Here is an 18,032-nt window from a genome sequence, read left to right on the forward strand (position 1 = left end):
ACTGGACGCGGTAGGCACCGCCCCGACCCACGGACCGCAATGCAACGCGGTTGGCCACGGCGACCTCGCCCATGCGCAGCCCCCGCCCGCAGCCCCGCGTTGCCGGCGGCGTCTGGCGGACGGCACCACCCCCCGTACCTTGTCCCCGTCCATCGTGGCCCGCCGAGGACGTGAGGTGCCGCCCAGGCGGCGCGCCACGGTGACGTCAACCGCGGCGGTGTCGGCCAGAACGACCCCGACCCCGACCCCGAACCCGACCCCGACCTCGACCTCGACCTCGACCTCGACCCCGACCCCGACCTCGACCTCGACCTCGACCCCGACCTCGACCTCGACCTCGACTCGACCCCGACTCGACCCCGACCCTCGACCTCGACCTCGACCTCGACCTCGACCTCGACCCCGACCCCGACCCCGACCTCGACCTCGACCCCGACCTCGACCCCGACCCCGACCCCGACCCCGACCCCGACCCCGACCCCGACCCCGACCCGTTCACTTACCGTCCGGCCCCGGCTCTCCGCGCAGCGCGCGCAGTCGCTCCGCGAGCGTCTTCTCGAGCCCGTTGCCTGAGAGGCTCACGATGCGCTCGCCGCGGAGCGCGTCGGGGAGGTACTGCTCGGCCACGTAGTGACCCTCGAAGTTGTGGGGGTAGCGGTACCCGCCGCCGTAGCCGAGCCCCTGCATGAGCTTCGTCGGCGCGTTGCGAAGCTTGAGCGGGACGGGCAGCGGGCCCTTCTCCTGCACGAGCCGGCGCGCGGCCGCGTAGGCGGTGAGGGCCGCGTTCGACTTGGGGGCGAGCGCGAGGTAGACGGCGGCCTGGCTCATCGTGAGGACGCCCTCCGGCAGGCCCACGAGCTCCACCGCCTGGAGCGCCGCGACCGCGACCTGGAGCGCCTGCGGGTCGGCGTTGCCGACGTCCTCGGAGGCGAAGATCACCATCCGGCGGAGGACGAAGCGCGGATCCTCGCCGCCCTCCAGCATCCGCACCATGTAGTAGACGGCGGCGTCGGGATCCGAGCCGCGCAGCGACTTGATGAACGCGGAGACGACGTCGTAGTGCTGCTCGCCGGCCTTGTCGTAGAGGATGGTGCGCTGCTGCAGCGCCTCCTCGGCGTCGGCGCGCGTCACCGCGGTCCGCCCGGCGAGCCGCACGGCGGAGGCGGCGACGTCGAGGGCGTTGAGCGCCCGGCGCGCGTCGCCGTACGCGTAGCGCGCGAGCGCCTCGCGCGCGTCCGCCTCGAGCGACACGGCGCCCGCGAGCCCGCCGGGCGCCGCGGCAGCGCGGTCGAGGAGCGCCCCGACCTCCTCCTCGGTGAGCGCGCGCAGCGTGACGACGCGGCAGCGCGACAGGAGCGCGGCGTTCACCTCGAACGAGGGGTTCTCGGTGGTCGCGCCGATGAGGGTGATGGTCCCGTCCTCGACGTGGGGAAGGAAGGCGTCCTGCTGCGCCTTGGTGAAGCGGTGGATCTCGTCCACGAAGAGGATCGTGCGCTTCCGGTGCAGCCGGCGCCGGTCCCGCGCGGCCGCGACGATCTCGCGGATCTCCTTGACGCCGCCGAGCACGGCGCTGAACGGCACGAAGTCCGTGCCGGTCCGCTGCGCGACGATGCGCGCGAGCGTGGTCTTCCCGGTGCCGGGGGGGCCCCACAGGATGAGCGAAGGCACCTGGTCCGCCTCGAGGGCGCGCCGGAGGGCGGTGCCCTTTCCGAGCACGTGCTCCTGGCCGACGAAGTCCTCCAGGCGGCGGGGGCGCATCCGCTCGGCGAGCGGCTTTCCGCCTTCGTCCTTCTCGGCCGCGCGATCGAAGAGGTCCATGGCGAACCGCTTATATAATGCCGGGCATGGAAGACCATCCGTGTCCCGTGCCGCGGCGCGTGGGGTTAGTCCACAAGGTCAGCTCGGCGGAGGCGTCGGAGACGGCGCACTTCGTGGAGCAGTTCCTCCGCTCGAAGGGCGTCGAGGTCGTGACCGACGAGGGGGAGGTCGGCCGCGTCGCGGACCTCGTCGTGGTGCTCGGCGGCGACGGCACGCTCATCCACGCGGCGCGGCTGCTCGGTGGCCGGCCCGCGCCGATCCTCGGCGTGAACATGGGGAACCTCGGCTTCATGACCGAGGTGCCGCAGGGCGAGCTGTACCCCGCGCTCGAGCGGGTGCTCTCCGGCGAGGCGCTCGTGTCCGAGCGGATGAAGCTGCGCGTCCACCTGCACCGCGGCGGCCGGCCCGAGCGCGACGTCGACGCCGAGGTGCTGAACGACGTGGTGATCGGCAAGGGCGCGCTCGCGCGGATGGCGGAGCTCGACGCGCGCTGCGCAGGCGGCTACCTCGCGACGTACAAGGCGGACGGCATCATCGTCGCGACGCCCACCGGCTCGACCGCCTACGCGCTCGCCGCCAACGGCCCCATCGTCTACCCCACCATGCGCGGCGTGATCCTCGCGCCCATCTGCCCGCACACGCTCACGCAGCGACCGATCGTCCTGCCCGACGAGCTCTCCGTGCAGATCGTCCTCATGAACGACTCCGAGGTGTACCTCACGCTCGACGGGCAGCGTGGCGTCAGGCTCGCGAAGGGCGATCTCGTGCAGGTGAAGCAGTCGGCGAACCGGGTCCTGCTCGTCAGGAACCCGAACCTCGACTACTTCGGCATCCTGCGCGCGAAGCTCCGCTGGGGCGAGCGGTAGGGCGGCTCGGCGCACGATCCCGGCCCTGCGGCGGGCGTCCTCGCTCCTTGCGCCTGCGGCGTACTTGCAGGCGCCGCTGGGCGCGGCTTCGAGGAGAGGGGCGCCTCGGCGCGCGTCGCTGCGGTAGCCCGCCTCGGCTCCGGCCTCGTGCGCCTCGTGAGGCGGCCGCTCGCGGCGTGCCGACGCCTCTCCGATTCTCTCAAGCGGGCGCGTGCGACAGCGGCGGCGGCGGGATGTTCCGGTACGTCTCCGACGCGGCCGGGCCGTCGCACGCGTGATCGGGCAGCGCGCTCGCCTCGTCGGTCACGACCGTGAAGTCGCACCAGCGGCAGCGGAACGCCGGAACCTTCACGGGCGGATCCCCCGGCACCTCGAGCTCGTGCCGCTCGAACAGCACGCGCACCGTCCCGGACACGTGGATCGTCATGACGTCCTCCGTGCCCGCGAGCGTCCCACCCCGCCGGCGGCGCGGGAAGGCGCCTCGCCGGGACTGCGCGGGCGGTGGGGCTCGGCGGCTCGGGGAGCGGGCGCCCGAACGTCCGTACCACTGAAAATTTGCGCAGTGTCAGGGAGCCGTGGATCAATGGCGCCATGCTCACGACGCTGCGCATCTCGGGCTTCGCGATCGTCGATGCGATCGAGGTCCGCTTTGGCCCGGGGCTGAACGTCCTCACCGGCGAGACCGGGGCCGGGAAGTCCATCCTCGTGAACGCGCTGCACCTCGTGCTCGGCGGACGGATGAGCGCCGAGGTCCTGCGCGAGGGGGCCGAGGAGGCGGTCGTGGAGGGGCTCTTCGAGCTGCCTCCCGACCACCGGGTGCTCGCCCGCCTGAGGGACGTGGGACTGCCCGTGGGGGCAGGGCCGGCCGGGGGCGAGAGCGCTGAGCTCCTCGTGCGGCGGGTGGCGGCGCGCGGAGGCCGCGGGCGCGCGTTCGTGAACGGCGCGCTCTGCACGGTGTCGATGCTCGAGGAGGCGCTGCGCGGCCTCGTCGACGTGTCCGGCCAGCACGAGCACGTGTCGCTCCTCGATCCCACGACCCACACCGAGATCCTGGACGCGTTCGCGGGCCTTCGACACGCGCAAGGAGAGCCTGGGCCAGAGCTGTGCGGCGTGGAACCGACCCTCCTCCGGTTCCGCGCCGCCCACGCGGCGCTCGCCGCCCTCGTCCGCGAGCGGGAGTCGCTCGCCGCGGACGAGGGCGAGCGGGCGCGGCGGTCGGACTACCTCGCCTTCCAGCTCCGCGAGCTCGACGCGGCAGATCCGCGTCCCGGGGAGCTCGAGGCCCTCGAGGACGAGCGGCGCGTGCTCGCCTCGGCCGAGAAGCTCCGCGACGCCGCGCGCGCCGCGGAAGCGCTCGCCTACGGCGAGGAGGGGAGCGCGTCGGAGCGGGTGGCGCAGGCGGCGCGCGCCCTCGCCGAGGCCGGCCTCCTCGACCGCCGCCTCGAGGCGCCGCTCGCGCTGCTCCGCTCGGCGGCCGTCGAGCTCGAGGAGGCGGGGCGCGAGCTCGGCCGCTACGGGGACGCGGTGGGCGGCGATCCCGAGCGGCTCGCGGTCGTGGAGGACAGGCTCGAGCTGCTCCGCGCGCTCGCGCGCAAGCACGGCGGCTCGCTCGATGCGGCGATCGCCCGGCGCGCGGCGATGCGGGAGGAGCTCGCGCGAGTCTCCGGCGGCGGAGAGCGGCTGCGCGAGGTGGGCGCCGAGATCGACGCCCGCGCGAAGGAGGCGCTCGCGCTCGCCGCGGACCTCACGCGGGCGCGCACCGAGGCGGCGCGCGTGTTCGCGGAGGCGGTGCGGCGCGAGCTCGACGGCCTCGCGATGGGCCGCTGCCGCCTCGAGATCGCTCTTCTTGCACCCGAGGTCGGCGTCGACGTCGGCGGCAAGCTCCTCGGCCCGACGGGCGCGGAGCGGGCGGAGCTCCGGATCGCGCCGAATCCGGGCGAGCCGCTCCGGCCGCTCGCGCGCACGGCCTCCGGGGGTGAGCTCTCGCGCGTGTTGCTCGCAGTGAAGCGCACGCTCGCCCGGAGAGACCCCGTCTCCACCTACGTGTTCGACGAGGTGGACGCGGGGATCGGCGGGGCGGTGGCGGAGGCGATGGGGCGCGTGCTCGCCGACGTCGCCCGCGGGCGGCAGGTCATCTGCGTGACCCACCTCCCTCAGGTAGCGGCCTTCGCCGAGCGCCACCACCGGGTGGAGAAGCGCGTCTCGGGCGGTCGGACCGCAACGGCGGTCGCGCTCCTCGAGAGCGAGGAAGCCCGCCGGGGGGAGATCGCCCGGATGATGGCGGGCGCGACCGTGACCGACTCCGCGATCGAGCACGCCGGCGCCCTGATCGCGGCGGCCCGGGCGCCCACCCCCGAGCGCGGCCGGCGCGCCGCGCCGGCCCGGGCGGCGGCGCGCCGCGTGAGCGCGGAGGCCCGAGATCGTTAGGCGCGGGGTGCGCCCCGATGCTACGCTCGACGCGTGGTGCAACCGGTCCTGCTCTCCGTCACCGCCCACGGCCTGACCGACGTCGGCCGTCGTCGCGACCACAACGAGGACGCCCTGCTGGTCGATGACGGCCTGCACCTCTACGTCGTCGCGGACGGCATGGGCGGGCATGCGGGCGGGGGCACGGCCTCGCGCCTCGCGGTCGAGACCATCCAGCGGACGGTTCGGGCTGCGCGCGCGCGGACGCCGGGTGCGTTCGCGCCCGTCCCGGCAGAGTCGAGCGCGCTGGCGGGCATCCTCCGCGGCGCGGTCGAGCAGGCCTGCGCGGTGATCTACGCCGCTGCGCAGGCCGACCCGGAGCTCGCGGGGATGGGGACCACCACCACGGCGGTGCTCATCGATGGACAGTCCGCCTTCGTCGCACACGTCGGCGACAGCCGCTGCTACCTGCTTCGAGAGGGTCGCATCCAGCAGGTCTCGGAGGACCACTCCCTCGTCAACGAGCAGGTGAAGGCCGGCGCGATCACCGCGGACGAGGCCAAGCACAGCCGCTTCAAGAACATCATCACGCGCTCCGTCGGGTTCGAGCGCGAGGTGAAGGTGGACGTCATGGCGTTCGCGCTCGCCTCCGGGGACGCGATCGTCGTCTGCTGCGACGGCCTCACGAACCTCGTGGAGGACGACGAGATCCTCCGGATCGTCTCCGAGTCGCCGCTCGACGAGGCCCCGGCGCGGCTCGTCGGGCTGGCGAACGCGCGCGGCGGCGACGACAACATCACCGTGATCGTCCTCCGGACGGGGAACCCTTCCGGCGCGTGAAGTCCGGCGCCGGCGCGGCGCCGCTCGAGTCAGCGGGGGCGCCGCACCCGCTTCCGCGAGGCGACCCGAGGTGAATGTGTAGGCAAGACGCGTGCTTGACAGCCGGCCGACCCCTCTGTTACCCGTCTGAAGGTCTTTCGCGAGCTCCCGAGCACCCGGGGCTGGCGTTCTGGCTCGTCGGTGGCGTCGCTAGCTTCTCGGCGCGCCCAGGGGCGGGCCGCGGAGCTCTATCGGGATGGCCGCACCTCCGAAGACGCAGGTCTTCACCGTCATCGTGGTGAGCGACCACTCGCAGGCGGTCCGGAAGTTCCGGGTCCCGCGACGCTGGCTCGTGAACCTCGCCTACGGTGGCGGGGCGGTCGCGCTCGCCGCGCTCATCGTCATCGGCCACTACTTCGCCCTCCTCGGGTCGGCGTCCGAGAACGCGGTCCTGAAGGAGGAGAACGCGCAGCTGCGCTCGCAGATCCTGCTCGTGCAGGAGAAGGTGGCGCACATCTCGGCGACGCTCGACCGCGTCGAGCGGTTCGACGCGAAGCTCCGCACCGCCGTCACGCAGCTCCAGGATCCCGAGCGGAACCTCGCGATCGGCCCGGTTGGCAACACGGACGCCGACGCGCAGATCCCCGGTCCAGCCCCGGCGGCGGAGGCGAGCCTCACGGCGCTGCCCGGCAAGCTCTCCTCGCTCGAGACCGAGGCGTCGCGCCAGGAGCAGAGCCTGCGCGAGCTGCAGGAGTACTTCGACGACCAGCGCTCCCTGCTCGCGTCGACGCCGTCGATCTGGCCGGCGCGCGGGTGGGTGACCTCCGACTTCGGGACGCGCCTCGACCCCTGGACCGCCGAGCGGAAGATGCACCACGGGCTCGACATCGCGACGCCGCACGGGCAGCCCGTCTACACGCCCTCCGACGGCACGGTGGTGTTCGCCGGCACCGAGGGGAGCTACGGCAAGGTCCTCGTCATCGATCACGGCTATGGCGTGAAGACCCGCTACGGCCACCTGTCCGAGATCTTCGTGCGGATGGGCTCGCACGTCCGGCGCGGGGACAAGGTCGCCGCGGTCGGGAACACCGGCCGCTCGACGGGGACGCACCTGCACTACGAGGTGCGGGTGAACGGGATCCCGGAGAACCCCCGCAAGTTCATCCTCGAGTAGACGAGGGGCCTCGCGCGCCTCGCGGGCAGGCCTCAGCGGCCGGGCTGGAGCTCCGCCGGGATCCGGCGCGGATCGAGCCGGGCGTAGCCGGCGAACAGGGCGCCGGCGAGCGCCGTGTCCCGAAGGTCCACGCGCGCCCCCCGCGCCGTCTTCTGGCGGATCGCGCTGTTGAGGACGCGGTCGCCGTCGGCGGGCTCCAGCGGACGATCGGGCGTCATCACGCCGCGCACGACCGCGCTGCCGCCCCGGTGCAGGAAGACGACCGTGCCGTGCTCGACACGCTCGACGACGCCGACGTGGGTGAAGCGATCGTCCCGCGTGCCGTTGCGGTTCCGGTCGTAGGTGTCGTGGAAGAAGACGAGGTCCCCGGGCGCGGGCCACGCGCCGCCCCCGCCGAAGACCGTCCCGTACCGCTCCATCGCGCGGAAGAGCCCGGCCACCCCCGAGCGCTCGCCCGGCGCCGCGGTCGCCACGAGCCGGAGGAGCGGCACGCCCTCCGCCTCGTAGACCGCCTGGACGAACCCCGAGCAGTCGGCGTTCAGGCGCGCTCCGCCCACCTCGAAGCGCCCGGCGTGGCCGACGAGCGAGGCGGCGCGTCCCGCGAGGCGGACGGGGAGCTCGTCGTCGGCGAAGGGGTTCCTGCCCGCGCGGCCGGGGCCGGCGCAGGCGGCGAGCGCGAGGAGCGCGAGCGCGGCCGAGCGAGCGGGCGCCACCCGCCGAAGATACCCCAACCGCCCGGAACTTCCCTTGTTTGACATCCTGTGGCGCGTCGTTACCTAACGGGGTAAGACGGGGCGCCCGCCTGTCGCCGAGCTGCGATCCGGCGGGCCCCCGTCTCTTTTGCTCGAGGGCCCCCGTGGTCAATTACGTCCTGAAGAAGATGCTCGGCACCAAGAACGACCGGGAGCTGAAGAAGCTCCGGCCGCTCGTCGCACGCGTGAACGAGCTCGAGCCGCGGATGAAGGCGCTCACCGACGCCGACTTCCCGCGGCTCACCGCCGAGTGGAAGCAGCAGGTCCGCGAGAAGGGACGGCCGCTCGACGAGCTGATGCCCGAGGCGTTCGCGCTCGTCCGTGAAGCGGGCGTGCGCGCGCTCGGGATGCGCCACTTCGACGTGCAGCTCATCGGCGGCGCGGTGCTCCACTCGGGACGCATCGCCGAGATGAAGACCGGCGAGGGGAAGACCCTCGTCGCGACGCTGCCCTCCGTGCTGAACGCGCTCTCCGGCCGCGGCGTCCACGTGGTCACGGTGAACGACTACCTCGCCCGCCGCGACTCCGAGTGGATGGGCCGCCTCTACCGGTTCTGCGGGCTCACGACGGGCGTCATCGTCCACGGGCTCTCCGACCGCGAGCGGCAGGACGCCTACCACGCCGACATCGCCTACGGGCAGAACAACGAGTTCGGCTTCGACTACCTCCGCGACAACATGAAGTTCCGCCTGCAGGACTACGTGCAGGGGGAGCTCAACTTCGCGATCGTCGACGAGGTGGACTCGATCCTCATCGACGAGGCCCGCACCCCGCTCATCATCTCCGGGCCCTCCGACGAGTCGTCGGACCTGTACTACCGGGTGAACCAGGTCATCCCCTCGATGATCCGGGACCAGGACTTCACGGTCGACGAGAAGAGCCGCACGATCGTGATGAGCGACTCGGGCGTCGAGAAGATGGAGAAGAAGCTCGGGATCCAGAACCTGTACGACCCCGACGCCATCGAGACGCTCCATCACGTGGAGCAGGCGCTGCGCGCGCACCACCTCTACCGGAACGAGGTCGACTACGTCGTCAAGAACGGCGAGGTCCTCATCGTCGACGAGTTCACCGGCCGGCTCATGCCGGGCCGCCGCTGGTCGGACGGCCTGCACCAGGCGGTCGAGGCGAAGGAGGGGGTGAAGATCGAGGCGGAGAACCAGACCCTCGCCACGATCTCCTTCCAGAACTACTTCCGCATGTACTCGAAGCTCGCGGGCATGACCGGCACCGCGGACACCGAGGCGGAGGAGTTCGCGAAGACCTACAACCTCGACGTCGTCGTCGTCCCCACGAACAAGCACAACGTCCGCAAGGACTCGGAGGACGTCGTCTACAAGACGGAGGGCGAGAAGTTCAACGCCCTCTGCGACGAGATCGAGGGGCGGCACAAGAAGGGCCAGCCGGTCCTCGTCGGCACGGTGTCGGTGGCGAAGAGCGAGGTGGTCGCGACCCTGCTGAAGCGCCGCGGCGTCCCGCACAACGTGCTCAACGCGAAGCACCACCAGCGCGAGGCCGAGATCGTGGCGCAGGCGGGCCGCAAGGGCTCCGTCACCATCTCGACCAACATGGCCGGCCGCGGCACCGACATCATCCTCGGCGGCAACGCCGAGATGATGGCGAAGCACGAGGTCGGGCCGGAGCCCGACCTGCCGATGGACGGCGAGACCGAGGAGGCGTTCCTCGCGCGCCGGGCCGAATGGGCGCGGCGGATCGCGGAGACGACCGAGCGCCTCCGTCAGCAGACCGCGGCGGAGCACGAGGACGTCGTCGCGCTCGGCGGCCTGCACATCGTCGGCACCGAGCGGCACGAGTCGCGCCGCATCGACAACCAGCTCCGCGGCCGCGCCGGCCGGCAGGGCGACCCGGGCTCGTCGATCTTCTACCTGTCCCTCGAGGACGAGCTCATGCGCATCTTCGGATCCGAGCGGATCCAGGGGCTCATGAGCCGCATGGGCATGAAGGACGGGGAGCAGATCGAGCACCCCTGGCTCACGAAGGCCATCGAGGGCGCGCAGAAGAAGGTCGAGGCGCACAACTTCGACATCCGGAAGAACCTGCTCGAGTACGACGACGTCATGAACCAGCAGCGCCGCTCGATCTACGGGCTGCGCCGCAGGGTGCTCGGGTTCGGGGCGGGCGTGCCGGTGGTGGAGTTCGACGAGGACCCGAAGACGAAGAAGAAGACCCGCCGCGAGCAGGTCTTCACCTGGGCGGACCAGCGGGAGCACGTGCTCGACCTCCTCGAGGATCTCGTGCTCGACATGGTCGGCGCGAGCTGCCCGAACCGCGTCTCCGACTGGAACCTCGACAGCCTCTCCGCGATGGTGAAGGAGCAGTTCGGCGTCGACATGAAGTTCGCGCCGCCGAACGGCAAGGCCGCCGACGCGCGCCGCGAGATCGAGGAGCAGGTCTTCGCGGTGGTCGAGAAGGCCTACCGGCAGAAGGAGGCCGAGCTCGGCACGGACGCCGAGGGCATCTCGGTCCTGCGCCGCTACGAGCAGTGGCTCTACCTGCAGGCCATCGACCAGCAGTGGAAGGACCACCTGCTCTCGATGGACCACCTGCGCCAGGGCATCGGCCTGCGCGGCTACGGCCAGAAGGACCCGAAGCAGGAGTACAAGAAGGAAGGCTACGAGATGTTCGTGCAGATGACCTGGCGCGTGAAGAGCGCCGTCATCGGCAACCTCCTCCGCCTCCAGCTCGTCCGCCAGGAGAGCGCCGAGGAGATCGAGCAGAAGCGGCTCGCCGCCCAGCGCCGGGCGATGCAGCGGATCACCGAGACGCACGCCGAGGCGGGCGAGGGCGGCGACGGCGAGGAGAAGCCGCGCGCGAAGCAGGAGACCGTCGTTCGCACGCAGCCCAAGGTCGGGCGGAACGACCCGTGCCCCTGCGGATCGGGCAAGAAGTACAAGAAGTGCCACGGCGCGACCGAGGCGGCGGTGTAGCGCCGCGCGCCCGCACCGTTCCACACACACGGCCTCCGCGCTCCGAGCGCGGGGGCCGCGCCGTCTCCAGGGCCCGCGCCGTCCGGTCGGACGCCCGCCCCGCGAGGCCGGCGCCGACTCTGCTACTCTCTGCCGCCCCTTCGAATGAAGCTCCGCTCCGCCTCCGCCCTGCTCCTCGCGCTCGCCCTCGGCGCGGCCTCCACGGCGCGCGCCGCGGAGGAGGCCCGCGGCGCCGACGCCGCAGCGCACGCCACCGATCCGGCCGCCGGAGCGGCGTCCGCGGAGACGCCGGCAGAGCCTGCCGCGAAGGCCGCCGCCGAGAGCGTCCGCGCGCCGCCGGGCGGTGTTCGCGGGTTCGCCCTGCCGGTGCTGTTCTGGCTGCCCGAGACGAAGCTCGGGCTCGGCGCGACGGGCGGGCTGCACCTGCACGTGGGCGGCGCGCCGCGCGCCTCGTCCGTGTTCGCCGCCCTCGTCTACACGCTCGAGGGGCAGGGCTCGGTCGACGTCGCCGGGGATCTCACGACGCGCGGCGGCGTGTTCGTGGGGGGGCGCGTGCGCGCGCTGCACTTCCCCGACGTCTACTACGGCCTCGGCCCGCGCTCGTCGGAGGGCGATCGCGAGCCGTTCACGCGGCGGACGGTGGAGGGCTATCTCGTCGCGGAGTGGCCCATCGCCGGCACCGCCCTCCGCGCCGGCCCGCGCGTCGACTTCCGCGCCGAGGAGATCCGCGACCTCGAGGCCGGCGGGGCCCTCGCCTCGGGCGGCGTCCCGGGCGCGCGCGGCTTCCGCGGCGCGGGCGCGGGCGGGAGCCTCACGTTCGACACGCGCGACAGCGCGTTCTGGCCCTCGCGCGGCGCGTACGCGCAGGCCTGGTACACGCTCTACCCGCGCGCGCTGGGCGATCACGGCGGGCTCGGGCGCGGCCTCGCCGAGGCGCGCAAGTTCCTGCCGCTCGGCAGCGGCCGGACCCTCGGCCTCGCGGGGATCGCCGAGTGGTCGAACGGGGACGTGCCGTTCACGATGCTGCCGCGGCTCGGCTCGACCCGCTTCCTGCGCGGGATCCGCGAGGGGCGCTACCGCGATCGCCTCTCCTGGGCGGGGCAGGCCGAGCTGCGCGTGCCCGTTCGCGGGAGGCTCTCCGCCACCGCCTTCGGCGCCCTCGGCGAGGTCGCGCACTCGCCGCGCGACCTCGGGCTCGACACGATCAAGGTCGCCGGCGGCGCGGGCCTGCGCTGGCGGCTCACCGACGAGGGCGCGAACATCCGGCTCGACGTCGCCGCGGGGCCCGCGGGGCCCGAGCTGTACGTGCTGGTGCTGGAGGCGTTCTAGGGGCGGGGTCGAGGTCGAGTTCGCTGCCGAGGCCACCGCTGGTGAGGTCACCGTGGCGCGCCGCCTGGGGCCTCACGTCCTCGGCTGAGATCACCGCTGGTGAGGTCACCGTGGCGCGCCCCCGGGGGCCTCACGTCCTCGGCTGAGATCACCGTTGGTGAGGTCACCGTGGCGGGCCGCCTGCGCGGGACTTCACGTCCTCTGCTGAGATCACCGCTGGTGAGGTCACCTTGGCGCGCCGCCTGGACGGGACCTCACGTCCTCTGCTGAGATCACCGCTGGTGAGGTCACCGTGGCGCGCCGCCTGGACGGGACCTCACGTCCTCGGCGGGCCACGATGGACGGGGACAAGGTACGGGGGGCGGTGCCGTCCGCCAGACGCCGCCGGCAACGCGGGGCTGCGGGCGCTGGCTGCGCATGGGTGAGGTCGCCGTGGCCAACCGCGTTGCATTGCGGTCCGTGGGTCGGGGCGGTGCCTACCGCGTCCAGTGGCCCGCCTGCGGGCGCGAGGTCCCGCCACGTAGGGCGGCGCGCTGCTGGCGGGGGAGGTGGAGGGCTCGGCGTCGGTCGTTGCGGTCGCGGTCGAGGTCGAGGTCGAGGTCGCGGTCGAGGTCGAGGTCGAGGTCGGGGTCGAGGTCGGGGTCGAGGTCGGGGTCGAGGTCGGGGTCGAGGTCGGGGTCGAGGTCGGGGTCGGGGTCGAGGTCGGGGTCGAGGTCGGGGTCGAGGTCGGGGTCGGGGTCGGGGTCTGTGGCTGGGGCTGGGGCTGGGGGTCGGGGGTCGGGGTCCTGACCGCGGAAAGAAGTTGCCCGCGCGGCGTCCCGATGCTCCCTATTCGCCTGGAGCGTCCCGTGCGCGTATCCGAGCCCTTCGACCTCGATCTCACCGTGCGGAGCCACGGCTGGTACGACCTGCCGCCCTGGCGGTACGACGTCGAGCGCCGCGTGCTCGGCCGTCCGCTGCTCCTGCCCGGCGGCCGGACGGCGTACGCGGAGGTCGCGGAGGGGCAGGGCGGGCTCGCGTTCCGCGCCTTCGCCGAGGGCCGGCTCGGGGGCGAGGAGGCGCGGGCGGCCCAGGCCGCGCTTCGCCACTGCCTGGCCCTCGACGACGATCTGTCCGGGTTCTATGCGCGGGCGGCGGCGCTCGAGGCGCGGCGCGCCGTGGGGGAGGGGAAGGATCTCCCCGACCTGCGCTGGGCGCTGGCGCGCGGGGCGGGCCGGCTGCTCCGCTCGCCGACCGTGTTCGAGGACGCGGTGAAGACCCTCTGCACCACCAACTGCTCGTGGGGGCTCACACGCGCGATGGTGACGCGCCTGTGCGACGCGCTCGGCGCCGCGGCGCCGCTCGGCACCCGCGCGTTCCCGACGCCCGCCGCCATGGCCGCGATGCCCGAACGCTTCTACCGCGAGGGGATCCGCGCCGGCTACCGGGCGCCGTTCCTCGGCGCGCTCGCGCGCGACGTGGCTTCGGGCGCGCTGGACCTCGAGGCCCTGCGCGCCTCCACCGAGTCGACCGACGCGCTCGCGCGGCGCCTCCGTACCCTCGCGGGCTTCGGCCCCTACGCGACCGAGCACCTGCTCCGGCTCCTCGGCCGGCACGATCACCTCGCCCTCGACTCCTGGACGCGGCCGAAGCTCGCGGCGCTGCGCGGCCGGCGCCGCGTCCCGACGGACCGCGCGCTCCGCCGCTGGTACGCACCGTACGGCCCGTTCGCCGGGCTCGCCATGTGGCTCGAGGTGACCGCCGACTGGCACGGCGAGCGGCCGGCCTGGCCGTGAGCGGAGGGGCGCGCTTCCCGGGAGACCGCGGCCCGGCCCGCGCCGGGCGTGGTAGAACGCTCCCGGATCCCGCATACCGGAGAGGTCCGCGATGAAGGCTGCGTTCGTTCTCGTGAAGTGCGAGCTGGGGCGCCTCGAGGAGGTCGCGAACGCCATCATGGAGATCGAGGGCGTCTCCGAGGTGCACTCGATCACCGGTGAGCACGACCTGCTCGTGAAGCTGTACGCGCCCAGCTACGAGGAGTTCGGCGATCTCATCCCCGACCGGCTGCAGAAGGTCGCCGGCGTCGCGCACACCGTGACGATGCTGGCGTTCCGGGCGTTCAAGCCGACGGCGTGATCGGGGTCGGGGCCGCTACCCCGGGCGCACTTCCGCCGGCGGCTCCGAGGTCACGCCGCGCCCGTACTCGCGCTCGTACATCTTCAGGACGGCGAGCAAAAACGTGACGATCAGCGGGCCGAGCACGAGCCCGATGCCGCCGAACACGGCGAGGCCGCCGAGCAGCGCGAAGAACACCACCCCGCCGTGCAGCTCCATGCCGCCCTTGAGCAGGTAAGGCCGCACCGCGTTGTCGACGATCGACACGAAGCCGATGCCCCACGCGGCCAGGAACACGCCGGCGAGGAGATGGCCGGTCGCGAGCAGCAGGATCGCGACGGTGACCACCATGACCGTGGCGCCGAGCGCGGGGACGAGCGCGATGACGAAGGTCGCGAGCGTGAAGAAGATGACGTTCGGTGCGCGGGCGATGAGGTAGCCGACGAGCGCGGTCACCGTCTGGATCCCGGCGGTCGCGAGCGTCGCGGTGAGGACGGAGACGCTCGTCTTGCGGAACTCCTCGATGAGCTCCCGCAGGAGCCCGGGCCGGAGCGGCACGTGGCGGTCGAGCCAGGCGACGAGGCGCGCGCCGTCGACGAGCATGAAGAACAGCGCGATGAGCATCATGACCGTCTGGAACACGACCGTGCCGGTGGCGGAGATCACGCTGGTGACGACGCCCGCCGCCTGCTGCCCCTGCTCGGCGATGCGCTGGATCTGCTGCTGCTGCTGCGGGACCGTCGTGAAGAACCGCCGCGCGGCGTTCTCCACCGGCTCCGGCAGCCGCGTCAGGAGGCCGCCGAAGCCCTCGCTCGCGATGAGGTTGCGCAGCCACTCGATGCCGTCGAGGACCTGGCGGACGAGGAACGTCCCGATCCCCGCCACGGGCAGCACCACGGCGAGCAGCACGGCGAGGGTCAGGAGGGTCGCGGCGATCTGCCGGCGCCCTCGCAGCTTGCGCGTGAGCCACTCCATCGGGCTCCGCAGCGTCGCGGAGAGCACGGCGGCGAGGAAGAACGCGACCCAGAACGGCCAGATGAGCGTGAACATCAGCGCGATCGCGACGACGAGCATCGCGATGAGCAGCGCGCGTGCGTGGGTGGGCGGGGGCATGCGGGGTCCCTAGAAGTTCGCGTGAACGCGCTCGGGCGGGATCCCCGCCTGGGCGAGCGTGCGGCGCACGTCCTCCACCATGGCCGTCATCCCGGAGACGAACGCCACCGCGTCGCCGGGCGAGGCGCCGCCGAACGCGAGCGAGCGCGCCACGTCCTGGACTCGCCCGCGGACCCCGACCCAGGCGTCGTCGGCGGCGGAGCGGCAGAGGATCACGCGCACGCCGTGGCGCTCCCAGGCCATGTGCTCGTCGAGGTACGCGAACTCGGCGCCGAGCCGCTGGCCGTAGAACAGGGTCACCCGCCCGAAGCGGCCCCGCTCGCGCGCGATGTGCTGCACGAGCGCGCGGACCGGCGCGATCGCGGAGCCGGCGGCGAAGAGGAGGACGTCCTTGCCCTCCGCCTCGGCGACCGGGAAGCCCTTTCCGAACGGAGGCGTGAGCTCGAGGTGGCCTCCGGGAACCGCGCGCGCGATCACCGCGTCCGCGACGTGCCCGCCGCGCTTCACGAGCAGGTCGGCGACTCCCCGCGGGTCGGGCGCGCTCGCGAGCGCGAAGAACCCCTCCCCGGCGTCCGTGCGGATCTTGACCACCTGGCCGGGTCGCACGTGCGCCGCCGCGAGCGGGGGAGGCAGCGCGACGCTCACGCCCCGGAAGGCGGAGGTCTCGTCCCAGGCCTCGAGGACCGGCACGGCGGCGTGCTGCGTGGGGCCCGTCATCGCGCGAAACCTATCACCGCGAGCGCGCCGCGGCGCGTCCGAGGCGGCGGGGGCCGGACGGCTCGGGAGGGGCGTGTCACCGAGCGTCATCTCCCCGCGGGCGGCGCGGCGGGACGCGCCGGCGCGTCGCCGCGGCCTCGAGCTCGTCCAGGTCGAGGAGCCAGCCGTCGCGCGCCGCCACCGTCGGGACGCCGGTGCGCCCCGAGATCGCGAGCGCGAGCTCCTCCGCCCGCCCGCGCGCGAGCTGCATGCCGAGGTGGGTGAGCACGGCGACCCGGGGCTTGATCTCCCCCACGAGCGCCTCCGCGTCGTCGGCGCCGAGGTGGAGGTACTTCCGGTCGCGGCCGTGCTCGCGCGTGGTGTTCACGACGAGCAGGTCGACGCCGGCGTATGCGCGCGGCAACGCGTCCATCCAGAACGTGTCCACGACGTGACCCGCCGTGAATCCGGGCGCCGACAGCCGGTAGCCGTAGGTCTCGATCCCGTGGTCGTGCGCGAGCGGCGTCTCGAGGAAGACGCCGGGCGCGAGCTCGTGGCGGCTCCCCTCGGCGAGCACGAGCCGTCGCGCCACGAACCGCTGCGCGTAGCGGAACACGACCGGCTCGTCCTCGAGCGCGTCGCGCGGCGCGAGGAGCGTCCCGCGCGGCGAGAAGCCCCCGTTGCTCATCGCCTCGACGATCGCGGTCGCGTCTCCCGCGTGGTCGAGGTGCCGGTGCGTCACGACGAGCGCGTCGATCTTGGCCGGATCGACCCGTGGCCGGGACGCGAGCGCGCGCACGAGCGCGCCCGGACCGGGATCGACCCAGACGGTCGTGCCGTCGAGCGTCCACACGAGGCCGCCGGAGTGGCGGAGCTGCGTCGAGACGACGAACCGCGCGCCGGCGGTGCCGAGGAACTTGAGCGTGCGCGCCGGCGGGATCACCTGCCGGTTGTAATCCGGAGGGACCGCGCCGGCAGCCGGTCAGTACGAGAGGAGCGCGTGGACGTGCTCGCGGCCGAGCCGCTTCGCGCCGCCCAGGAACCCGAGCTCGACGAGGAACGAGTAGGCGACGAGGTGGGCGCCCTGGCGCGCCACGAGCCGTCCGACCGCGTCGGCGGTGCCGCCCGTCGCGAGCACGTCGTCCACCACGAGGACGCGCTCGCCGGCCTTGACCGCGTCGATGTGTAGCTCGAGCGCGTTCTCGCCGTACTCGAGGGAGTAGACCTCGCGGATCGTCTCCCACGGGAGCTTGCCCGGCTTGCGCGCGATGGTGAGCCCCGCGCCGAGCGCGTAGGCGAGCGGCGCCGCGAACAGGAACCCGCGCGACTCGATCCCCACGACCTTGGAGATGCGCTCGTCCTTCCAGCGGGAGACGAACGCGTCGATGACCTCGCGGAAGGTGGCCGGATCCGCGAGGACCGGGGTGATGTCCTTGAAGACGACTCCCTTCTGAGGGAAGTCGGGGACGTCTCGGATGCGGGCGCGGACGGCTTCCATGGGCGCCGACATTACCACGGCCCCGCGCGGGCATCGTCGCTGGAGCGACGACGCGGCGGGCGGATCCGCCGCTACGGCAGGAACAGGAGCGGGTTCCGCGGACGGGTGGCCTTTCGGACCTCGAAGTGGAGGTGGGGCCCGGTCGTCCGGCCGGTCTGGCCGACGCGTGCGATCGGCTCGCCGCGCGAGACCTGCTGGCCGTCCTTCACGAGGACGCGTGAGTTGTGCGCGTAGAGCGTCACGAGGTCGTCGGCGTGCTTGAGGATGACGATGGCGCCGTAGCCGGGCTGCTCGCCCGCGTAGATGACGACGCCGTCGGCCGCCGCGGCGACCGGCGCCCCCTCGGGCGCGGCGATGTCGATGCCGTCGTGGCGCTGTCCGGCGCGGACCCCGTACCGTCCGTAGAGCACGCCCTTGAGCGGCCACGCGAGCGGCGCGCCTTCGTCGCCGCGGCCGCGCGTCGCAGGCGCCGGGGCCGGGGCCGGCCCGGGGGCCGTCGGCGGCGGTGGGGCGGCGCGC

17 protein-coding genes are annotated in these 18,032 nt (G+C 73.4%); 8 read left to right on the forward strand and 9 right to left on the reverse strand.

Features of this window, described 5'->3' with window-relative positions:
• Positions 1-495: 495 nt before the first annotated feature.
• Positions 496-1,818 carry a replication-associated recombination protein A gene (locus MNY62_RS23095; RefSeq protein WP_242346696.1) on the reverse strand — a complete coding sequence of 441 codons (1,323 nt, stop codon included), beginning with the start codon at positions 1,816-1,818 and terminating at the stop codon, positions 496-498.
• A 26-nt stretch (positions 1,819-1,844) separates the two neighbouring features.
• On the opposite strand from MNY62_RS23095, the gene MNY62_RS23100 reads away from it, so the two are divergent.
• Positions 1,845-2,684, forward strand: a complete 840-nt coding sequence (locus MNY62_RS23100; RefSeq protein WP_242346697.1) for an NAD(+)/NADH kinase — start codon at positions 1,845-1,847, stop codon at positions 2,682-2,684.
• 199 nt (positions 2,685-2,883) lie between these two features.
• Here the strand turns inward: MNY62_RS23100 and MNY62_RS23105 are convergent, their stop codons facing one another.
• On the reverse strand, positions 2,884-3,111 hold the full coding sequence (locus MNY62_RS23105; RefSeq protein WP_242346698.1) for a hypothetical protein: 228 nt from the start codon (positions 3,109-3,111) through the stop codon (positions 2,884-2,886).
• 164 nt (positions 3,112-3,275) lie between these two features.
• Between MNY62_RS23105 and recN the strand changes: the two genes are divergently transcribed.
• The 3 genes from recN to MNY62_RS23120 all read left to right on the forward strand — a co-directional run bounded on the left by recN (position 3,276) and on the right by MNY62_RS23120 (position 7,083).
• A complete protein-coding gene (gene recN / locus MNY62_RS23110; protein WP_242346699.1) occupies positions 3,276-5,111 on the forward strand; it encodes a DNA repair protein RecN in 1,836 nt (611 codons plus the stop codon).
• 33 nt (positions 5,112-5,144) lie between these two features.
• Entirely contained in the window at positions 5,145-5,930 is a 786-nt protein-coding gene (locus MNY62_RS23115; RefSeq protein ID WP_242346700.1) for a Stp1/IreP family PP2C-type Ser/Thr phosphatase, read from the forward strand.
• 235 nt (positions 5,931-6,165) lie between these two features.
• Positions 6,166-7,083, forward strand: a complete 918-nt coding sequence (locus tag MNY62_RS23120; protein ID WP_242346701.1) for a peptidoglycan DD-metalloendopeptidase family protein — start codon at positions 6,166-6,168, stop codon at positions 7,081-7,083.
• A 32-nt stretch (positions 7,084-7,115) separates the two neighbouring features.
• Here the strand turns inward: MNY62_RS23120 and MNY62_RS23125 are convergent, their stop codons facing one another.
• The gene (locus MNY62_RS23125) at positions 7,116-7,796 is read right to left on the reverse strand and encodes an NlpC/P60 family protein (RefSeq protein WP_242346702.1); all 681 of its coding nucleotides are present in this window, start codon (positions 7,794-7,796) and stop codon (positions 7,116-7,118) included.
• Positions 7,797-7,963: 167 nt separating this feature from the next.
• On the opposite strand from MNY62_RS23125, the gene secA reads away from it, so the two are divergent.
• Both secA and MNY62_RS23135 read left to right on the forward strand, forming a co-directional pair.
• Entirely contained in the window at positions 7,964-10,783 is a 2,820-nt protein-coding gene (gene secA, locus MNY62_RS23130) for a preprotein translocase subunit SecA (protein ID WP_408629103.1), read from the forward strand.
• 144 nt (positions 10,784-10,927) lie between these two features.
• On the forward strand, positions 10,928-12,112 hold the full coding sequence (locus MNY62_RS23135) for a BamA/TamA family outer membrane protein (RefSeq protein WP_242346704.1): 1,185 nt from the start codon (positions 10,928-10,930) through the stop codon (positions 12,110-12,112).
• 476 nt (positions 12,113-12,588) lie between these two features.
• Here MNY62_RS23135 and MNY62_RS23140 read toward each other — a convergent pair whose 3' ends face one another.
• On the reverse strand, positions 12,589-13,008 hold the full coding sequence (locus MNY62_RS23140; RefSeq protein ID WP_242346705.1) for a hypothetical protein: 420 nt from the start codon (positions 13,006-13,008) through the stop codon (positions 12,589-12,591).
• Here MNY62_RS23140 and MNY62_RS23145 point away from each other — a divergent pair.
• Both MNY62_RS23145 and MNY62_RS23150 read left to right on the forward strand, forming a co-directional pair.
• Positions 12,961-13,887 carry a DNA-3-methyladenine glycosylase family protein gene (locus MNY62_RS23145; protein WP_242346706.1) on the forward strand — a complete coding sequence of 309 codons (927 nt, stop codon included), beginning with the start codon at positions 12,961-12,963 and terminating at the stop codon, positions 13,885-13,887. The two genes, MNY62_RS23140 and MNY62_RS23145, sit on opposite strands and share 48 nt — an antisense overlap.
• Positions 13,888-13,978: 91 nt before the next feature.
• The gene (locus tag MNY62_RS23150) at positions 13,979-14,227 is read left to right on the forward strand and encodes an Lrp/AsnC ligand binding domain-containing protein (RefSeq protein ID WP_242346707.1); all 249 of its coding nucleotides are present in this window, start codon (positions 13,979-13,981) and stop codon (positions 14,225-14,227) included.
• 15 nt (positions 14,228-14,242) lie between these two features.
• Here MNY62_RS23150 and MNY62_RS23155 read toward each other — a convergent pair whose 3' ends face one another.
• From MNY62_RS23155 to MNY62_RS23175, 5 genes are all read right to left on the reverse strand, one after another.
• On the reverse strand, positions 14,243-15,319 hold the full coding sequence (locus tag MNY62_RS23155; RefSeq protein ID WP_242346708.1) for an AI-2E family transporter: 1,077 nt from the start codon (positions 15,317-15,319) through the stop codon (positions 14,243-14,245).
• 9 nt (positions 15,320-15,328) lie between these two features.
• On the reverse strand, positions 15,329-16,036 hold the full coding sequence (locus tag MNY62_RS23160; protein ID WP_242346709.1) for a ferredoxin reductase domain-containing protein: 708 nt from the start codon (positions 16,034-16,036) through the stop codon (positions 15,329-15,331).
• Positions 16,037-16,112: 76 nt separating this feature from the next.
• Positions 16,113-16,958: an MBL fold metallo-hydrolase gene (locus tag MNY62_RS23165; RefSeq protein WP_242346710.1), complete on the reverse strand. Its 846-nt coding sequence runs from the start codon at positions 16,956-16,958 to the stop codon at positions 16,113-16,115.
• 39 nt (positions 16,959-16,997) lie between these two features.
• Positions 16,998-17,513 (reverse strand): adenine phosphoribosyltransferase, encoded by a 516-nt coding sequence (locus MNY62_RS23170; protein WP_242346711.1) that lies wholly within the window; start codon positions 17,511-17,513, stop codon positions 16,998-17,000.
• A 71-nt stretch (positions 17,514-17,584) separates the two neighbouring features.
• On the reverse strand, positions 17,585-18,032 hold a 448-nt coding region (locus MNY62_RS23175; protein WP_242346712.1), incomplete at its 5' end, for a M23 family metallopeptidase.

Origin of the sequence: Anaeromyxobacter terrae, assembly GCF_022690685.1 — a bacterium.
Classification (GTDB): Bacteria; Myxococcota; Myxococcia; order Myxococcales; family Anaeromyxobacteraceae; genus Anaeromyxobacter; species Anaeromyxobacter terrae.

Coding starts and splice junctions, on each gene's coding strand:
- MNY62_RS23095 (WP_242346696.1), bottom strand. CDS start 1,818: ATGGACCTCTTCGATCGCGCGGCCGAGAAGGACGAAGGCGGAAAGCCG.
- MNY62_RS23100 (WP_242346697.1), top strand. CDS start 1,845: ATGGAAGACCATCCGTGTCCCGTGCCGCGGCGCGTGGGGTTAGTCCAC.
- MNY62_RS23105 (WP_242346698.1), bottom strand. CDS start 3,111: ATGACGATCCACGTGTCCGGGACGGTGCGCGTGCTGTTCGAGCGGCAC.
- recN (WP_242346699.1), top strand. CDS start 3,276: ATGCTCACGACGCTGCGCATCTCGGGCTTCGCGATCGTCGATGCGATC.
- MNY62_RS23120 (WP_242346701.1), top strand. CDS start 6,166: ATGGCCGCACCTCCGAAGACGCAGGTCTTCACCGTCATCGTGGTGAGC.
- secA (WP_408629103.1), top strand. CDS start 7,964: ATGCTCGGCACCAAGAACGACCGGGAGCTGAAGAAGCTCCGGCCGCTC.
- MNY62_RS23135 (WP_242346704.1), top strand. CDS start 10,928: ATGAAGCTCCGCTCCGCCTCCGCCCTGCTCCTCGCGCTCGCCCTCGGC.
- MNY62_RS23150 (WP_242346707.1), top strand. CDS start 13,979: ATGAAGGCTGCGTTCGTTCTCGTGAAGTGCGAGCTGGGGCGCCTCGAG.
- MNY62_RS23155 (WP_242346708.1), bottom strand. CDS start 15,319: ATGCCCCCGCCCACCCACGCACGCGCGCTGCTCATCGCGATGCTCGTC.
- MNY62_RS23160 (WP_242346709.1), bottom strand. CDS start 16,036: ATGACGGGCCCCACGCAGCACGCCGCCGTGCCGGTCCTCGAGGCCTGG.
- MNY62_RS23170 (WP_242346711.1), bottom strand. CDS start 17,513: ATGGAAGCCGTCCGCGCCCGCATCCGAGACGTCCCCGACTTCCCTCAG.